Source organism: Streptococcus mitis, assembly GCF_023109515.1.
GTDB lineage: Bacteria > Bacillota > Bacilli > Lactobacillales > Streptococcaceae > Streptococcus > Streptococcus mitis_CS.
In genome coordinates this window covers 12,716-27,196 of record NZ_JALDUM010000002.1, presented here as the reverse complement: position 1 = coordinate 27,196, position 14,481 = coordinate 12,716, and the positions used below count along the sequence as shown (strand labels likewise).

Sequence of the window (14,481 nt, the reverse complement as noted above, 5' to 3'; positions counted from 1 at the left end):
CTTGCATAAAAATCTGAAAAGCGCTATCATAGACTGTAGATTATTAAAATAATGAGGTAAGAAGATGCAAGAAAAATGGTGGCACAATGCCGTAGTCTATCAAGTTTATCCTAAGAGCTTTATGGATAGCAACGGAGATGGAATTGGCGATTTGCCAGGAATTACCAGTAAGTTAGACTATCTAGCCAAGTTAGGAATTACAGCGATTTGGCTTTCTCCAGTTTATGACAGTCCTATGGATGATAATGGCTATGATATTGCTGATTATCAAGCGATTGCGGCTATTTTCGGGACCATGGAGGATATGGACCAACTGATCGCAGAAGCTAAGAAACGTGATATTCGTATCATCATGGACTTGGTGGTCAATCATACCTCAGATGAACATGCTTGGTTTGTCGAGGCCTGTGAAAATCCTAACAGCCCTGAACGTGACTACTATATTTGGCGGGATGAACCCAATGATTTGGATTCTATCTTTAGTGGTTCTGCTTGGGAATACGATGAAAAGTCAGGTCAATACTATCTCCACTTTTTCAGTAAGAAACAGCCTGATCTCAACTGGGAAAATGAAAAACTTCGCCAGAAAATTTATGAGATGATGAACTTCTGGATTGATAAAGGCATTGGCGGTTTCCGTATGGATGTTATCGACATGATTGGGAAAATTCCTGATGAGAAAGTAGTCAATAATGGTCCTATGCTCCACCCTTATCTCAAGGAGATGAATCAGGCGACCTTTGGAGATCAGGATCTCTTGACAGTAGGGGAAACATGGGGAGCAACGCCAGAGATTGCCAAGCTCTACTCGGATCCAAAGGGGCAAGAATTGTCTATGGTCTTCCATTTTGAACATATCGGTCTTCAGTATCAGGAAGGTCAGCCTAAATGGCATTATCAAAAAGAGCTGAATATCGCTAAGTTAAAAGAAATTTTTAACAAATGGCAGACAGAATTAGGAGTTGAGGACGGTTGGAATTCGCTCTTCTGGAACAATCATGACCTTCCTCGTATCGTCTCAATCTGGGGAAATGACCAAGAATACCGCGAAAAATCTGCCAAAGCCTTTGCAATCTTGCTTCATCTCATGAGAGGAACACCTTATATCTACCAAGGTGAGGAGATTGGGATGACCAACTATCCCTTTGAAACGCTGGACCAAGTAGAAGATATTGAATCCCTCAATTATGCGCGTGAAGCTCTTGAAAAAGGCGTTCCGATGGAAGAAATCATGGACAGTATCCGTGTCATTGGACGTGACAATGCCCGTACCCCTATGCAATGGGACGAGAGCAAAAACGCTGGTTTCTCAACAGGTAAACCTTGGTTGGCAGTCAACCCAAACTATCAAGCAATCAACGTTCAAGAAGCACTGGCAAATCCAGATTCTATTTTCTATACCTATCAGAAACTGGTTCAAATCCGTAAGGAGAACAGCTGGCTGATTCGAGCTGACTTTGAATTGCTTGATACAGCTGACAAGGTCTTTGCCTATATTCGTAAAGATGGCGACCGTCGTTTTCTAGTTGTGGCTAACTTGTCCAATGAAGAGCAAGACTTTGTAGTAGAAGGAAACGTCAAATCTATCTTGATTGAAAACACCGTGGCTCAGGAAGTCTTTGAAAAACAAATCTTAGCTCCATGGGATGCTTTCTGTGTGGAATTACTATAAACCTTTTTTACAGAAAAATCTAAAATTGAAATCGTATAAAAACAAGGGAGGACTGTATGAAAGGCAGAAATCCTTTGTTTTTTTATGACTAAAGTTTATAAACTTTCATTCTAGAAATTCAATTAACTTTACAAATTCCCACTATTTTGGTAAAATAAACCTATGTTATAAAAACTAACATAAAGGAGAAAGAAGATGACTACAAAAAAGCGTATCCTTAGTGCAGGTCTGACTGTTGCAGCTGCCTTGCTGTTAACTGCTTGCGGACAATCAGGTTCAGATACAAAAACTTACTCATCAACCTTTAGTGGAAACCCAACTACATTTAACTACTTATTAGACTACTACGCTGATAATACAGCTATTATTACTAACCTAGTTGATGGTTTGCTTGAAAATGACAACCACGGAAACCTAGTTCCATCTTTGGCAGAGGACTGGTCTGTTTCAAGCGACGGTCTGACTTATACCTATAAACTGAGAAAAGATGCCAAATGGTTTACGGCTGACGGTGAAGAGTATGCCCCAGTCAAGGCACAAGATTTTGTGACAGGTATCAAATACGCAGTGGATAATAAATCCCAGGCCATTGACTTGATTCAAAACTCAATCAAGGGCTTGAATGATTATATTACAGGAGCGGATTCTGACTTTTCTAAGGTTGGAGTGAAAGCCATTGATGACCATACTGTTGAGTATACTTTGGCGCGCCCAGAACCTTACTGGAACTCAAAAACAACCAACAGTATTCTTTTCCCAGTGAATGAAGAGTTTCTAAACTCAAAAGGGAAAGATTTTGGTACCCTATCTCCAGATAGCATTCTCTACAGCGGACCTTATTTGTTAAAAGATTTCACATCAAAATCATCGATCGAGTATGTGAAAAATCCGCATTATTATGATCATGACAAAGTATCGATTGAACACGTAAAATTGGCCTATTTTGATGGTTCAGACCAAGAATTGACCATCCGTAACTTTGAAAGTGGAGCTTATTCAATCGCAGGTGTTTATCCAAATAGTTCTAACTTTGCTAAGACCAAGGAGAAATATAAGGATAATATCGTCTATAGCTTGCAGGACAAGACTTCTTGGTATTTCAATTTTAACGTCAACCGTAAGGCCTACAATCACACTGCTAAAACAACAGATGAGCAGAAGAAGTCAACTGAGACAGCTGTTTTGAACAAGAACTTCCGCCAAGCGGTGAACTTTGCCTTGGACCGCACAGCCTATTCTGCTCAGTCAAATGGGGAAGAAGCGGCTAGCAAGACCCTTCGTAACACCCTAGTACCTCCTACATTTGTCCAAGTTGGAGACAAGACTTTTGGAGAAGTAGTCGCTTCTAAATTGGTCAACTATGGCACAGAATGGTCAGGTATTAACTTGGCAGATGCTCAGGATGCCTATTTTAACAAAGAAAAAGCCCAAGCAAAATTTGCGGAAGCTAAAAAAGAATTGGCAAGTCAAGGTGTGACTTTCCCTATTCACTTGGATGTAGCTGTTGATCAAACAAGTAAAAATGCTGTGACAGGCATGAACTCAGTTAAGCAGACCCTTGAGTCAGTTTTAGGTGCTGATAACATTGTCATTGATGTTCAGCAACTTTCAACAGATGATTTTAATAACGTAGCCTTCTTAGCACCAACACCAGCTGATCGAGACTATGATTTGAGCTTTGATGGTTGGGTAGGTGACTATCAGGATCCATCAACTTATCTCAATCCTTTCAATGCAGAGGATGGATTCTACCTCAAAATTTTTGGTCTAGATGCTCAAGAAGATAAAGCTAAGATTGCTAGCTTGGGGCTTGATACTTACACCAAGATGCTCAAAGATGCAGATAGTGAAAATAAAGATGTAGCAAAACGCTATGAAAAATATGCTGAAGCACAGGCTTGGATGATTGACAATTCTCTGATTATGTCAGCCATGTCAAGTGGTGGAACAGCATCTGTAACCAAAGTAACGCCATTTACAAGAGGGTACTCAATGGTCGGTATCAAGGGTGATGGCAATAACTACAAGTATATGAAACTGCAAAAAGATACTGTGACAATCAAACAGTTTGAAGAAGCTAAGACTAAATGGGAGCAAGAAAGTAAAAAAGCAATCGAAAAAGCTCAAAAAGAAGCAGAAAATCATGTCAAATAGATGAGCGAGGTTCCGTAAGGGACCTTGTTTTGATGTTTATATAGTAAATTTATTGATGTAATTGGTTGCAAGTCAAAAAGAATGTTTCGGAAAGAAGATGAGAACGCCTTACTTAAGCGGATGTAGGCCACAAGTGTAGTTTTTTATGATATAATAAAATGAAATAAAAATTGATAATAGAGGTATATCGTGAGTAGATCTTCGAAGCGAGCTCGTCAGGGTAAAACAAAAATATTGATTAGTTGGGGGTTGCTAGCTATCTATGCAATACTAGCAGTCTTTTTATTGTTTTTGATTTTCAAATACAATATGCTAGCCTTCCGATATCTGAACATAGTAGTTACCGTCCTAATTGTAGCCTTAGCCATCTTGTGCTTCTTTTTAATTCGGTCCAAGAAAGCTAAGAATCTAACGCTGATTTTATTACTACTTGGTATTTTGATTAATGGGACTTCCCTCTTTGCTGTAAGTCAGTTCATTGGCTTTAGCAGTCGCTTAAATGCGACATCGAACTATTCAAATTATTCGATGAGTATTGCGGTGTTAGCAGATAGTTCAATTGATAATATCAGTCAGGTAACCAGTGTAACGGGGCCGACTGGGACGGATAAGGATAATATCCAACAGTTGATGAATGATCTTAAGGCTAGTCAAAATAAGGAATTGACAGTCGAAGAAAGCAGATCCTATCTTGCGGCCTATAAGAGCTTGTTAGCTGGCGATACAAAGGCAATCATTCTAAACAGTGTCTTTGAAAACATTATCGAATCAGAATATCCTGACTATGCTTCAAAAATTAAGAAAATCTATACCAAAGAATTAACCAAGACGGTTGAAACTCCAAAAGATGTCAAGGGTGACAGTTTCAATGTTTATATCAGTGGAATTGATACTTATGGTCCAATCAGTTCGGTTTCTCGTTCGGATGTCAATATCATTATGACAGTGAATCGCGAAACGAAAAAGATTCTTTTGACAACGACCCCTCGTGATTCCTATGTTCCAATTGCAGATGGTGGCAACAACCAAAAAGATAAGTTGACCCATGCAGGTATTTATGGAGTAGATGCTTCCATTCATACCCTGGAAAATCTTTACGGTATTGACTTGAACTATTACGCTCGTTTGAATTTCACCTCTTTCTTGAAATTGATTGATTTACTTGGTGGAGTTGATGTCTATAATGATCAAGAGTTTACCGCTCATACAAATGGGAAGTTCTATCCTGTAGGGAAGGTTCATCTTGATTCGGAGCAAGCTTTGGGATTTGTACGTGAACGTTATTCCTTAGCTGATGGGGACCGAGATCGTGGCCGTAATCAGCAGAAGGTCATTGTCGCTATTTTGCAAAAGTTGACCTCTACAGAAGCTTTGAAAAATTATGACAGTATTATAAAGGGTCTACAAGATTCCGTGCAAACCAATATGCCGCTTGAAACCATGATGAACTTGGTCAATGCCCAACTTGAGAGTGGTGGAACTTATAAGATTAATTCGCAAGATCTTAAAGGAACAGGGCGTATGGATTTACCATCCTATGCCATGCCTGATAGCAACCTTTACATGATGGAGATAAGTGATAGCAGTTTAGAGTCGGTTAAGGCTGCAATCAATGATGTGATGGAAGGAAAATAAGACAAAATGATTGATATTCATTTGCATATCGTATTTAGTGTGGATGATGGTTTAAAATCTAAGCAAGAAAGCAAGGTCCTTTTGACAGAAGCCTATGGACAAGAAGTACGGATTTAAGATGTAAAATATACAATTGCTACAACAGCTTGTTAAAAATAAAAGGAGGGGGTTATGTACGATTATCTTGTCGTTGGTGCTGGTCTTTTTGGTGCAGTATTTGCCCATGAAGCAGCCCTAAAAGGAAAAAAAGTAAAAGTCATTGAAAAACGAGATCATATCGCGGGTAATATCTATACTCGTGAAGAGGAAGGAATTCAAGTTCATCAATATGGAGCTCATATCTTCCATACTTCTGACAAGGAGATTTGGGACTATGTAAATCAGTTTGCTGAGTTTAACCGTTACACAAACTCTCCAGTTGCAAATTATAAGGGAGAGATTTATAATCTTCCTTTTAATATGAATACCTTCAATAAACTTTGGGGAGTTGTGACGCCAGCAGAAGCACAGGCTAAGATTGATGAGCAACGTGCTGTTTTAAATGGCAAAACTCCTGAAAATTTGGAAGAACAGGCTATTTCTCTTGTAGGTACAGACATCTACGAAAAATTAATCAAAGATTATACAGAGAAACAGTGGGGCAAGCCAACTACGGAACTTCCAGCCTTTATCATTCGCCGTTTGCCAGTACGCCTGACCTATGATAACAACTATTTTAATGATACCTATCAAGGGATTCCAATAGGTGGTTACACTCAAATAGTTGAAAAAATGTTGGAACATGAAAATATTGATGTAGAAACAAATGTTGATTTCTTTGCTAATAAAGAACAATATCTGAAAGACTTCCCTAAGATTGTCTTTACTGGTATGATTGATGAATTCTTTGACTATAAGTTGGGTGAACTAGAGTACCGTAGTCTTCGTTTTGAAAATGAGACCTTGGATATGGAGAATTACCAAGGAAATGCAGTTGTCAACTATACAGATGCAGATACCCCATATACTCGCATTATTGAACACAAACATTTTGAGTTTGGGAATCAAGAAAAGACTATCATTACTAAAGAACATTCTAAAACATGGGAAAAAGGTGATGAGCCGTATTATCCAGTAAATAATGATCGTAATAATCATTTGTATAAATCATATAAAAAATTGGCAGATGAACAAGGGAATGTTATCTTTGGTGGTCGTTTAGGACACTATCGTTATTACGATATGCACCAAGTAATTGGAGCAGCTTTACAGTGTGTAAGAAATGAGTTAGATTAAACACCTAAAACTGTTCACCAGTTGCTTTTTAGAAATGTGATCAATAATTCCTTGACTACCTAATGTAGTTGAGGGATTTTTGATATTATTCATATTTTTGCGAAGTTGTTGTTTAAAAAATAATTTTCAAAAATTCTGAAAATTGTATTGACAGGACTTGAAAAAGAGTCTATAATGAATAAAAAAACAAAGGAGAAGACTATGAAAACAAGAAAAGTATTGGCTCTTGCGGGAGTAACTTTATTAGCAGCGGGTGTTTTAGCTGCTTGTTCAGGGGGCTCAGGCGCTAAAGGTGAGCAGACTTTTGCATTCACCTACGAGACCCACCCAGATAATCTCAACTATTTAACAACTGGTAAGGCAGCGACTGCTGATATTACTAGTAATGTAATTGATGGATTGCTTGAAAATGATAAATATGGGAACCTTATTCCCTCAATGGCAGAGGACTGGTCAGTTTCTAAGGATGGCTTGACTTATACTTATAAGATTCGTCAGGATGCCAAGTGGTATACATCTGAGGGAGAAGAGTATGCTCCTGTTAAGGCTCAAGATTTTGTGACAGGTCTTAAATATGCAACAGATAAGAAAGCAGAAGCCCTTTACTTGGTACAAGATTCAATCAAAGGACTAGATGCCTATGCTAAAGGGGAAATTAAAGATTTCTCTCAAGTTGGGATTAAAGCACTTGACGATCAAACAGTCCAATACACTTTGAACAAACCTGAAAGCTTTTGGAATTCTAAAACAACCATGGGTGTGCTTGCGCCAGTCAATGAAGAGTTTTTGAACTCAAAAGGGGATGATTTTGCCAAAGCTACGGATCCAAGTAGTATCTTGTACAATGGTCCTTATTTGTTGAAATCTATTGTGACCAAATCCTCTGTTGAATTTGCGAAAAATCCGAACTACTGGGATAAGGATAATGTGCATATTGACAAGATCAAATTGTCATTCTGGGATGGTCAAGATACCAGCAAACCAGCAGAAAACTTTAAAGATGGTAGCCTTACAGCAGCTCGTCTCTATCCAACAAGTGCAAGTTTTGCAGAACTTGAAAAAGAGCTGAAAGACAATATTGTCTATACTCAACAAGACTCTGTTACGTATCTAGTTGGTACAAATATTGACCGCCAATCTTATAAATACACATCTAAGACCAGCGAAGAACAAAAAACATCTACTAAAAAAGCTCTCTTAAACAAGGATTTCCGTCAGGCTATTGCTTTCGGATTTGACCGTACAGCCTATGCCTCTCAGTTGAATGGAGAAACTGGAGCAAGCAAAATCTTACGTAATCTCTTTGTTCCACCAACATTTGTTCAAGCAGATGGTAAAAACTTTGGCGATATGGTCAAAGAAAAATTGGTCACTTATGGGGATGAATGGAAGGATGTTAATCTTGCAGATTCTCAGGATGGCCTTTACAATCCAGAGAAAGCCAAGGCCGAATTTGCTAAAGCTAAATCAGCCTTACAAGCAGAAGGGGTCCAATTCCCAATTCACCTAGATATGCCTGTTGACCAAACAGCAACTACAAAAGTTCAGCGCGTCCAATCTATGAAACAATCATTGGAAGCGACTTTAGGAACTGATAATGTCATTATTGATATTCAACAACTACAAAAAGACGAAGTAAACAATATTACATATTTTGCTGAAAATGCTGCTGGCGAAGACTGGGATTTATCAGATAATGTCGGTTGGGGTCCAGACTTTGCCGATCCATCAACTTACCTTGATATCATCAAACCATCTGTAGGAGAAAGTACTAAAACATATTTAGGATTTGACTCAGGGAAAGATAATGTAGCTGCTAAAAAAGTAGGTCTATATGACTACGAGAAATTGGTTACTGAAGCTGGTGATGAGGCTACAGATGTTGCTAAACGATATGATAAATACGCTGCAGCTCAAGCTTGGTTGACAGATAGTGCTTTGATTATTCCAACTACATCTCGTACAGGGCGTCCAATCTTGTCTAAGATGGTACCATTTACAATACCGTTTGCATTGTCAGGAAACAAAGGGACAAGTGAACCTCTCTTGTATAAATACCTTGAACTTCAAGACAAGGCAGTCACTGCAGATGAATACCAAAAAGCCCAAGATAAATGGATGAAAGAAAAACAAGAGTCCAATAAAAAAGCGCAAGAAGAGCTCGCAAAACATGTGAAATAAGATAAAAAAGAAGTTAGTTGTTCGCTAACTTCTTTTGGTTTATCGAAAATGAATTGAAACCTATCCTCATTTTCAAAGATTATGAAGCCAATTTTTGTTAGAAAAAATCCTGAGTTTTGAAACTCAGGATTTTCTTTTTACTGTTGTGGTTGCTGTTGAACTTGTGGATTTTGTGGTGCTGGTTGTACTGGCTGTGTTGGCTGAACAGCCTGACCAGCTTGTCCTTGATTAGGGTCAGTTGCTGGAGCATTATTTGGTTGTTGACCAACCGTAGTACTTGCCTGTGTAGTTGAACTTTCAGCGGTTGTGCTTGGAGTTTCTACTGTTTGTGTTTGTTGTGTAGCTGGATTATTCCATGCGTTCTTCGCGTTGTTTTGGAAGACGAATTCTCCATTTCGATACAAGCCATCTGGCATTGTCCAGTCTCCAGGATGGTCATCTTCAGAAAGGTAAGTTATCATTGAACGGTAGACCTTACCAGCCACAAGGAAACCATCTCCGATGATTGGAGTTAGACGATTTGAGTATCCTGTCCAAACAGCCATTGCATATTTGCGGGTATATCCTACAAACATTTCATCTGGGGCTACGTAGCCAGTGTTCTTGATATACTTTTCAATTTCGTCGTCAGTATAGTTAGAAGTACCTGTCTTACCTGCTTGTGGAAGCCATGGTAGGTAGGCACCACGTCCGGTACCGTATACTAGGACTGTTTTCATCATTTCAGTCATCATATAGGCAGTAGTTTCTTTCATAGCTCGTGTGCCGGTATCAGAAAATTCTTTTTCACTACCGTCACTAAAGACGATTTTATTGATGTACATTGGCTTGTGGTAAATACCACCATTAGCAAAAGCAGCGTAGGCAGCAGCCATTTTTTCACTACTTGCACCGTATTTTTTGTTGGATTCAGTTGTATTACTTGAAATGGCGTTTGCATAATGCATGCTTGGATAATCGATACCAAGACCATTAAGGAAGGTTTTAGCCTTATCTAGACCGACCTTATTCAAAGTCTCAACGGCTGTGACATTACGTGACTGTTGAAGTGCATACTGGACAGTAATGTTTCCAAAGTAGCCATGATCCCAGTTGTAGACTGGAGTATCAGTACCAGGATAGTTATAAGGAACATCATGAACAATAGATGCAGTAGAGTCATAGACTCCATATTCTAAAGCGGGAGCATAATCAGTGATGGGTTTCATTGATGATCCCCAGTCACGATTGGTCTCCACAGCCTGGTTGGTGCCGAAAGATACGTTACTTGATTGGTGACGGGCACCTAACTGAGCAATGACTTTACCATTTGTTACATCAACGATAGTAGAAGCTACTTGAAGTTCATCATCTGGATAAGCGACATACTCATCTGTGTTATAAACATCCCAAAGTCGCTGCTGAACATCTTTGTCGACATTAGTATAGACTTCCATACCTGTGGTAAGAAGGTTGTAACCAGTTTCTTGTTCAACTTGGTCGATTACTTCTTTGAGGTAGTTGTCCATATAAGCTGGATAACTATTGGCTGACTTCAAACTTTGGAGACCGTCAGTGACGGGAGTATTAATAGCTTTTTCATAATCTTCTGCACTAATGTATTTTTGCCCTTTCATTTCTGAAAGTACCAAGTTACGACGCTCTAGAGCAGCTTCTGGATGGGAATAAGGATCATATTGGTTTGGAGCTTGAGGCATTCCAGCCAAGAGTGCTAACTGTGGCAAGCTTAAGTCCTTCAAGTCTTTTCCATAGTAATTTTGGGCTGCGGTTTGCATTCCGTAGTTACCGTTGGACATGTAGACTTTATTGATGTAATAGGTCAGGATTTCTTGCTTGGTTGCTTTTTGCTCTAGTTGAACGGCTAGCCAAGCTTCTTGAGCTTTACGTGACAAGGTTTGATCAGCAGTTGAAGTAGAAAAATAAGTCAATTTAATTAATTGTTGTGTCAAGGTTGAGGCACCTTGTAGACCTCCTCCTTGTAGATTTCTCAATGCTGCCCCCATGATACGAATAGTATCAACACCTCTATGATCAAAGAAACGGTGGTCTTCGATAGACACAATTGCCTTGACTAAGTCAGTAGGAATTTCATTTGCCTGAGCATTTACGCGACGTTCAGATCCAAGGTCAGCAATCAGTTCGTTTTTGTTGTCATAAATCTTGCTAGAGGTTGTCGCAACTAATTTACTTTCAGATAAGGCTGGAGCCTTGCTAACAAAGTAGAGGAAGGCACCTCCACCTAATAGAAATAATGCGATAAATAAGGTAAGAAATGTAATTCCAATATACTTTAAGAATCGCAGAATAGTTTGTTTGTTCATCTTGTTTTACCACCTAGTAAATGTTCTTTGATAATATCTAGATAGGGAATTTGAGGGAAAGCTCCTTGCTTTACTAAATATCCGTATTCTTTGATATATCCAAGTGGCATTGATTTTTGGCCCTTATCTTGATGATAAAAGCGAATCAAATCAAGTGCCGGCAACAAATAAGTTTCTTGTTGAGAAGAAAAATGAAGTAGTACGAAGCAAATCCCCTGCTGTTTTAGAACTTGTTCCATATGTTGAATCTGGTGAAGATGGAAGTTTTTCATTGGGATAGCATTCTTTTGTCGTGTTTCCTTGGCTTCAAAGTCAATGTAATGTCCTCTATACACGCCAGAGTAATCTGTTGTGGAAGCTTGTCTAAAATAGGCTTCTACAATTTTGGCTCGACTACGTTGAGGATAGTCTACTCGAACGATCTGAACAGGCGTTGGCTTTTTATGGATAACTGCCATGCCATGCGTAAGATAGTAGTCGTTTGTGGCGTTGATCATCTTTTCAAAAGTCATTCCTCGATTTGCGAAATTTTTTGGTTGAGAAATGGATGTTTGGCTTTTTTTTGATGAAATTTTATGAGGATAGTTGACCATATTTCTCCTTATTGGTACAATAACATCACTCTATTATACCATAAAAATAGAAAGAAAGGTGTAAAAATGACTACAGCTTTAATTATGGGATATTCTAATTTTGACTTGGGTTTGTTTTCTGACAAGGATCCTCGTCTTAAATTGATTAAAAAAGCGATACGTAGGGATTTAGAAGCTATGGCAGAAGATGGGGTGACTTGGCTTGTATTTACAGGGACTTTGGGCTTTGAATATTGGGTTTTAGAGGTTGCTCAGGAAATGAAGACCGAATACGGTTTCCAGTTGGCCACCATTTTTGCTTTTGAAACCCATGGGGAAAATTGGAATGAAGGCAATCAGATGAAACTGAGCCAATTTAAGCAGGTCGATTTTGTCAAATATGCCTATCCTAAATATGAACATATGGGGCAACTACGAGACTACCAACGATTTTTGCTGGAAAATACTGATTTAGCTTATTTTTTCTATGACCCAGAAAATGAGACCAAATTAAAATTTATAGACAATTTGATGAAAAATCAGGAAGGTTATCGCATAAAAAGGTTAACGTTTGAAGACTTAAATGAGTTAGTAGAAAATTTTTCTGAAAAGTAAGCCTTTGACCTTGATTTTTGTTTGCCTTTTTTTATATAATAATACTATTAGAAACCGAGAATGGAGAGAGAGATGGCAGGTATTATTTTTTCAGCGAAAGATATTTTCGAGCAAGAGTTTGGACGTGAAGTCCGTGGGTATAGTAAGGTTGAAGTTGATGAATTTTTGGACGATGTCATCAAGGACTATGAAACTTATGCTGCCTTAGTCAAGTCTCTCCGTCAAGAAATTGCAGAGTTGAAGGAAGAATTGTCTCGCAAACCTGAATCTGCACCGGTTCAAGCAGAACCACTTGAAATGACAGCAACAACTTCTATGACGAATTTTGATATTTTGAAACGCTTGAATCGTCTTGAAAAAGAAGTGTTTGGTAAACAAATTTTAGATAACTCAGATTTCTAAGTAGTGATTTGAGGTGTGCAATTTTTGGATAATCGCGTGAGGAGAGTTGCTTCTCATGAGGAAAGTCCATGCTAGCACAGGCTGTGATGCCTGTAGTGTTTGTGCTAGGCGAAACCATAAGCCTAGGGACGAGAAATCGTTACGGCAGTTGAAATGGCTAAGTCCTTGGATAGGCCAGAGTAGGCTTGAAAGTGCCACAGTGACGGAGTCTTTCTGGAAACGGAGAGAGTGGAACGCGGTAAACCCCTCAAGCTAGCAACCCAAATTTTGGTCGGGGCATGGAGTACGCGGAAACGAACGTAGTATTCTGACTGCTATCAGCTAGAGCTGTTAGTGGTAGACAGATGATTATCGAAGGAAGTGGTCCTAGTCACTTCTGGAACAAAACATGGCTTATAGAAAATTGCATATAGGTTGGGGCTGAGAAATTTTCTCAACCTCATTTTTTAAAGTGGACATATAGAAAGGTCTTGCAAGACTGTAACATGAAAAAAGAATTTAATTTAATTGCAACTGTGGCAGCAGGTCTTGAAGCTGTCGTTGGTCGTGAAGTGCGAGAGTTGGGTTACGATTGTCAGGTTGAAAATGGACGTGTTCGTTTTCAAGGAGATGTTAGAGCCATTATCGAAACCAACCTCTGGCTTCGGGCAGCAGACCGTATCAAAATTATCGTAGGAACGTTCCCAGCTAAGACTTTTGAAGAGCTCTTTCAGGGAGTTTTCACTCTAGATTGGGAAAATTATTTACCACTTGGGGCTCGTTTTCCGATTTCGAAAGCAAAATGTGTTAAATCTAAACTTCACAATGAGCCCAGTGTGCAGGCTATTTCAAAGAAGGCTGTTGTTAAGAAGTTGCAAAAACATTATGCTCGTCCAGAAGGCGTTCCTCTGATGGAAACTGGTCCTGAGTTTAAAATTGAGGTCTCTATTCTGAAAGACATAGCAACTGTCATGATTGATACGACAGGGGCTAGCCTCTTTAAACGCGGTTATCGTACCGAAAAAGGTGGGGCTCCTATCAAGGAAAATATGGCGGCAGCTATTTTGCAACTCTCTAACTGGTATCCAGACAAGCCCTTGATTGATCCAACCTGTGGTTCAGGAACTTTCTGTATCGAGGCAGTTATGATTGCCAGAAAGATGGCTCCAGGGCTTCGTCGCTCCTTTGCTTTTGAGGAATGGAACTGGATTAGCGATCGTTTGATCCAAGAAGTACGCACTGAAGCAGCTAAGAAAGTGGATCGTGAACTGGAACTGGATATCATGGGTTGTGATATCGATGCACGTATGGTGGAAATTGCTAAGGCTAATGCTCAGGCAGCAGGGGTTGCAGGAGATATTACCTTTAAGCAGATGCGCGTGCAGGATTTACGTTCTGATAAAATCAATGGAGTGATTATCTCTAACCCACCTTATGGTGAACGCTTGTCAGATGATGCAGGAGTTACCAAGCTTTATGCTGAAATGGGTCAAGTATTTGCACCGCTGAAAACGTGGAGCAAGTTTATCCTAACTAGTGATGAAGCCTTTGAGACCAAATACGGTAGTCAGGCAGATAAGAAACGTAAGTTGTACAACGGAACCTTGAAAGTGGATCTGTATCAATATTTTGGTCAGCGTGTTAAACGCCAAGAGGTAAAATAGAAAGGTTATAC

General features: G+C 39.2%; 10 protein-coding genes, 1 other RNA gene and 1 pseudogene. 10 read left to right on the top strand and 2 right to left on the bottom strand.

Features of this window, described 5'->3' with window-relative positions:
- Window positions 1–64: 64 nt before the first annotated feature.
- The 6 genes and pseudogenes from M1G05_RS05775 to M1G05_RS05750 all read left to right on the top strand — a co-directional run bounded on the left by M1G05_RS05775 (window position 65) and on the right by M1G05_RS05750 (window position 8,917).
- Window positions 65–1,672 (top strand): glycoside hydrolase family 13 protein, encoded by a 1,608-nt coding sequence (locus tag M1G05_RS05775; protein ID WP_247953331.1) that lies wholly within the window; start codon window positions 65–67, stop codon window positions 1,670–1,672.
- Window positions 1,673–1,867: 195 nt separating this feature from the next.
- Window positions 1,868–3,826 (top strand): peptide ABC transporter substrate-binding protein, encoded by a 1,959-nt coding sequence (locus M1G05_RS05770; RefSeq protein ID WP_049544887.1) that lies wholly within the window; start codon window positions 1,868–1,870, stop codon window positions 3,824–3,826.
- A 189-nt stretch (window positions 3,827–4,015) separates the two neighbouring features.
- Entirely contained in the window at window positions 4,016–5,461 is a 1,446-nt protein-coding gene (gene cpsA, locus M1G05_RS05765) for an LCP family glycopolymer transferase CpsA (protein WP_247953330.1), read from the top strand.
- 6 nt (window positions 5,462–5,467) lie between these two features.
- A pseudogene (locus M1G05_RS05760) lies at window positions 5,468–5,572 on the top strand (tyrosine protein phosphatase); the annotation flags it as partial.
- A gap of 60 nt (window positions 5,573–5,632) precedes the next feature.
- Window positions 5,633–6,736 (top strand): UDP-galactopyranose mutase, encoded by a 1,104-nt coding sequence (gene glf / locus M1G05_RS05755; RefSeq protein ID WP_247953329.1) that lies wholly within the window; start codon window positions 5,633–5,635, stop codon window positions 6,734–6,736.
- Between the two features lie 201 nt (window positions 6,737–6,937).
- Complete coding sequence (locus M1G05_RS05750) at window positions 6,938–8,917, top strand: peptide ABC transporter substrate-binding protein (protein WP_000857585.1); 1,980 nt, start codon at window positions 6,938–6,940, stop codon at window positions 8,915–8,917.
- Window positions 8,918–9,054: 137 nt separating this feature from the next.
- On the opposite strand, the gene pbp1a is transcribed toward M1G05_RS05750, so the two are convergent.
- Together pbp1a and recU are read right to left on the bottom strand one after the other, a co-directional pair.
- Window positions 9,055–11,238 (bottom strand): penicillin-binding protein PBP1A, encoded by a 2,184-nt coding sequence (pbp1a, locus tag M1G05_RS05745; protein ID WP_247953328.1) that lies wholly within the window; start codon window positions 11,236–11,238, stop codon window positions 9,055–9,057.
- On the bottom strand, window positions 11,235–11,831 hold the full coding sequence (gene recU / locus M1G05_RS05740) for a Holliday junction resolvase RecU (RefSeq protein WP_049544892.1): 597 nt from the start codon (window positions 11,829–11,831) through the stop codon (window positions 11,235–11,237). The genes pbp1a and recU overlap by 4 nt, the downstream gene beginning before the upstream one ends.
- A gap of 66 nt (window positions 11,832–11,897) precedes the next feature.
- On the opposite strand from recU, the gene M1G05_RS05735 reads away from it, so the two are divergent.
- The 4 genes from M1G05_RS05735 (at window position 11,898) to M1G05_RS05720 (ending at window position 14,470) form a co-directional block, all read left to right on the top strand.
- On the top strand, window positions 11,898–12,425 hold the full coding sequence (locus M1G05_RS05735) for an SLOG family protein (protein WP_125393566.1): 528 nt from the start codon (window positions 11,898–11,900) through the stop codon (window positions 12,423–12,425).
- A 72-nt stretch (window positions 12,426–12,497) separates the two neighbouring features.
- Window positions 12,498–12,827, top strand: a complete 330-nt coding sequence (gene gpsB / locus M1G05_RS05730; RefSeq protein ID WP_247953327.1) for a cell division regulator GpsB — start codon at window positions 12,498–12,500, stop codon at window positions 12,825–12,827.
- A gap of 20 nt (window positions 12,828–12,847) precedes the next feature.
- An RNA gene (gene rnpB, locus M1G05_RS05725) (RNase P RNA component class B) lies at window positions 12,848–13,228 on the top strand.
- A gap of 84 nt (window positions 13,229–13,312) precedes the next feature.
- The gene (locus M1G05_RS05720) at window positions 13,313–14,470 is read left to right on the top strand and encodes a THUMP domain-containing class I SAM-dependent RNA methyltransferase (protein ID WP_125454945.1); all 1,158 of its coding nucleotides are present in this window, start codon (window positions 13,313–13,315) and stop codon (window positions 14,468–14,470) included.
- Window positions 14,471–14,481: the final 11 nt, after the last annotated feature.

Coding starts and splice junctions, on each gene's coding strand:
- M1G05_RS05735 (WP_125393566.1), top strand. CDS start 11,898: ATGACTACAGCTTTAATTATGGGATATTCTAATTTTGACTTGGGTTTG.
- M1G05_RS05720 (WP_125454945.1), top strand. CDS start 13,313: ATGAAAAAAGAATTTAATTTAATTGCAACTGTGGCAGCAGGTCTTGAA.
- M1G05_RS05750 (WP_000857585.1), top strand. CDS start 6,938: ATGAAAACAAGAAAAGTATTGGCTCTTGCGGGAGTAACTTTATTAGCA.
- glf (WP_247953329.1), top strand. CDS start 5,633: ATGTACGATTATCTTGTCGTTGGTGCTGGTCTTTTTGGTGCAGTATTT.
- gpsB (WP_247953327.1), top strand. CDS start 12,498: ATGGCAGGTATTATTTTTTCAGCGAAAGATATTTTCGAGCAAGAGTTT.
- pbp1a (WP_247953328.1), bottom strand. CDS start 11,238: ATGAACAAACAAACTATTCTGCGATTCTTAAAGTATATTGGAATTACA.
- M1G05_RS05775 (WP_247953331.1), top strand. CDS start 65: ATGCAAGAAAAATGGTGGCACAATGCCGTAGTCTATCAAGTTTATCCT.
- M1G05_RS05770 (WP_049544887.1), top strand. CDS start 1,868: ATGACTACAAAAAAGCGTATCCTTAGTGCAGGTCTGACTGTTGCAGCT.
- recU (WP_049544892.1), bottom strand. CDS start 11,831: ATGGTCAACTATCCTCATAAAATTTCATCAAAAAAAAGCCAAACATCC.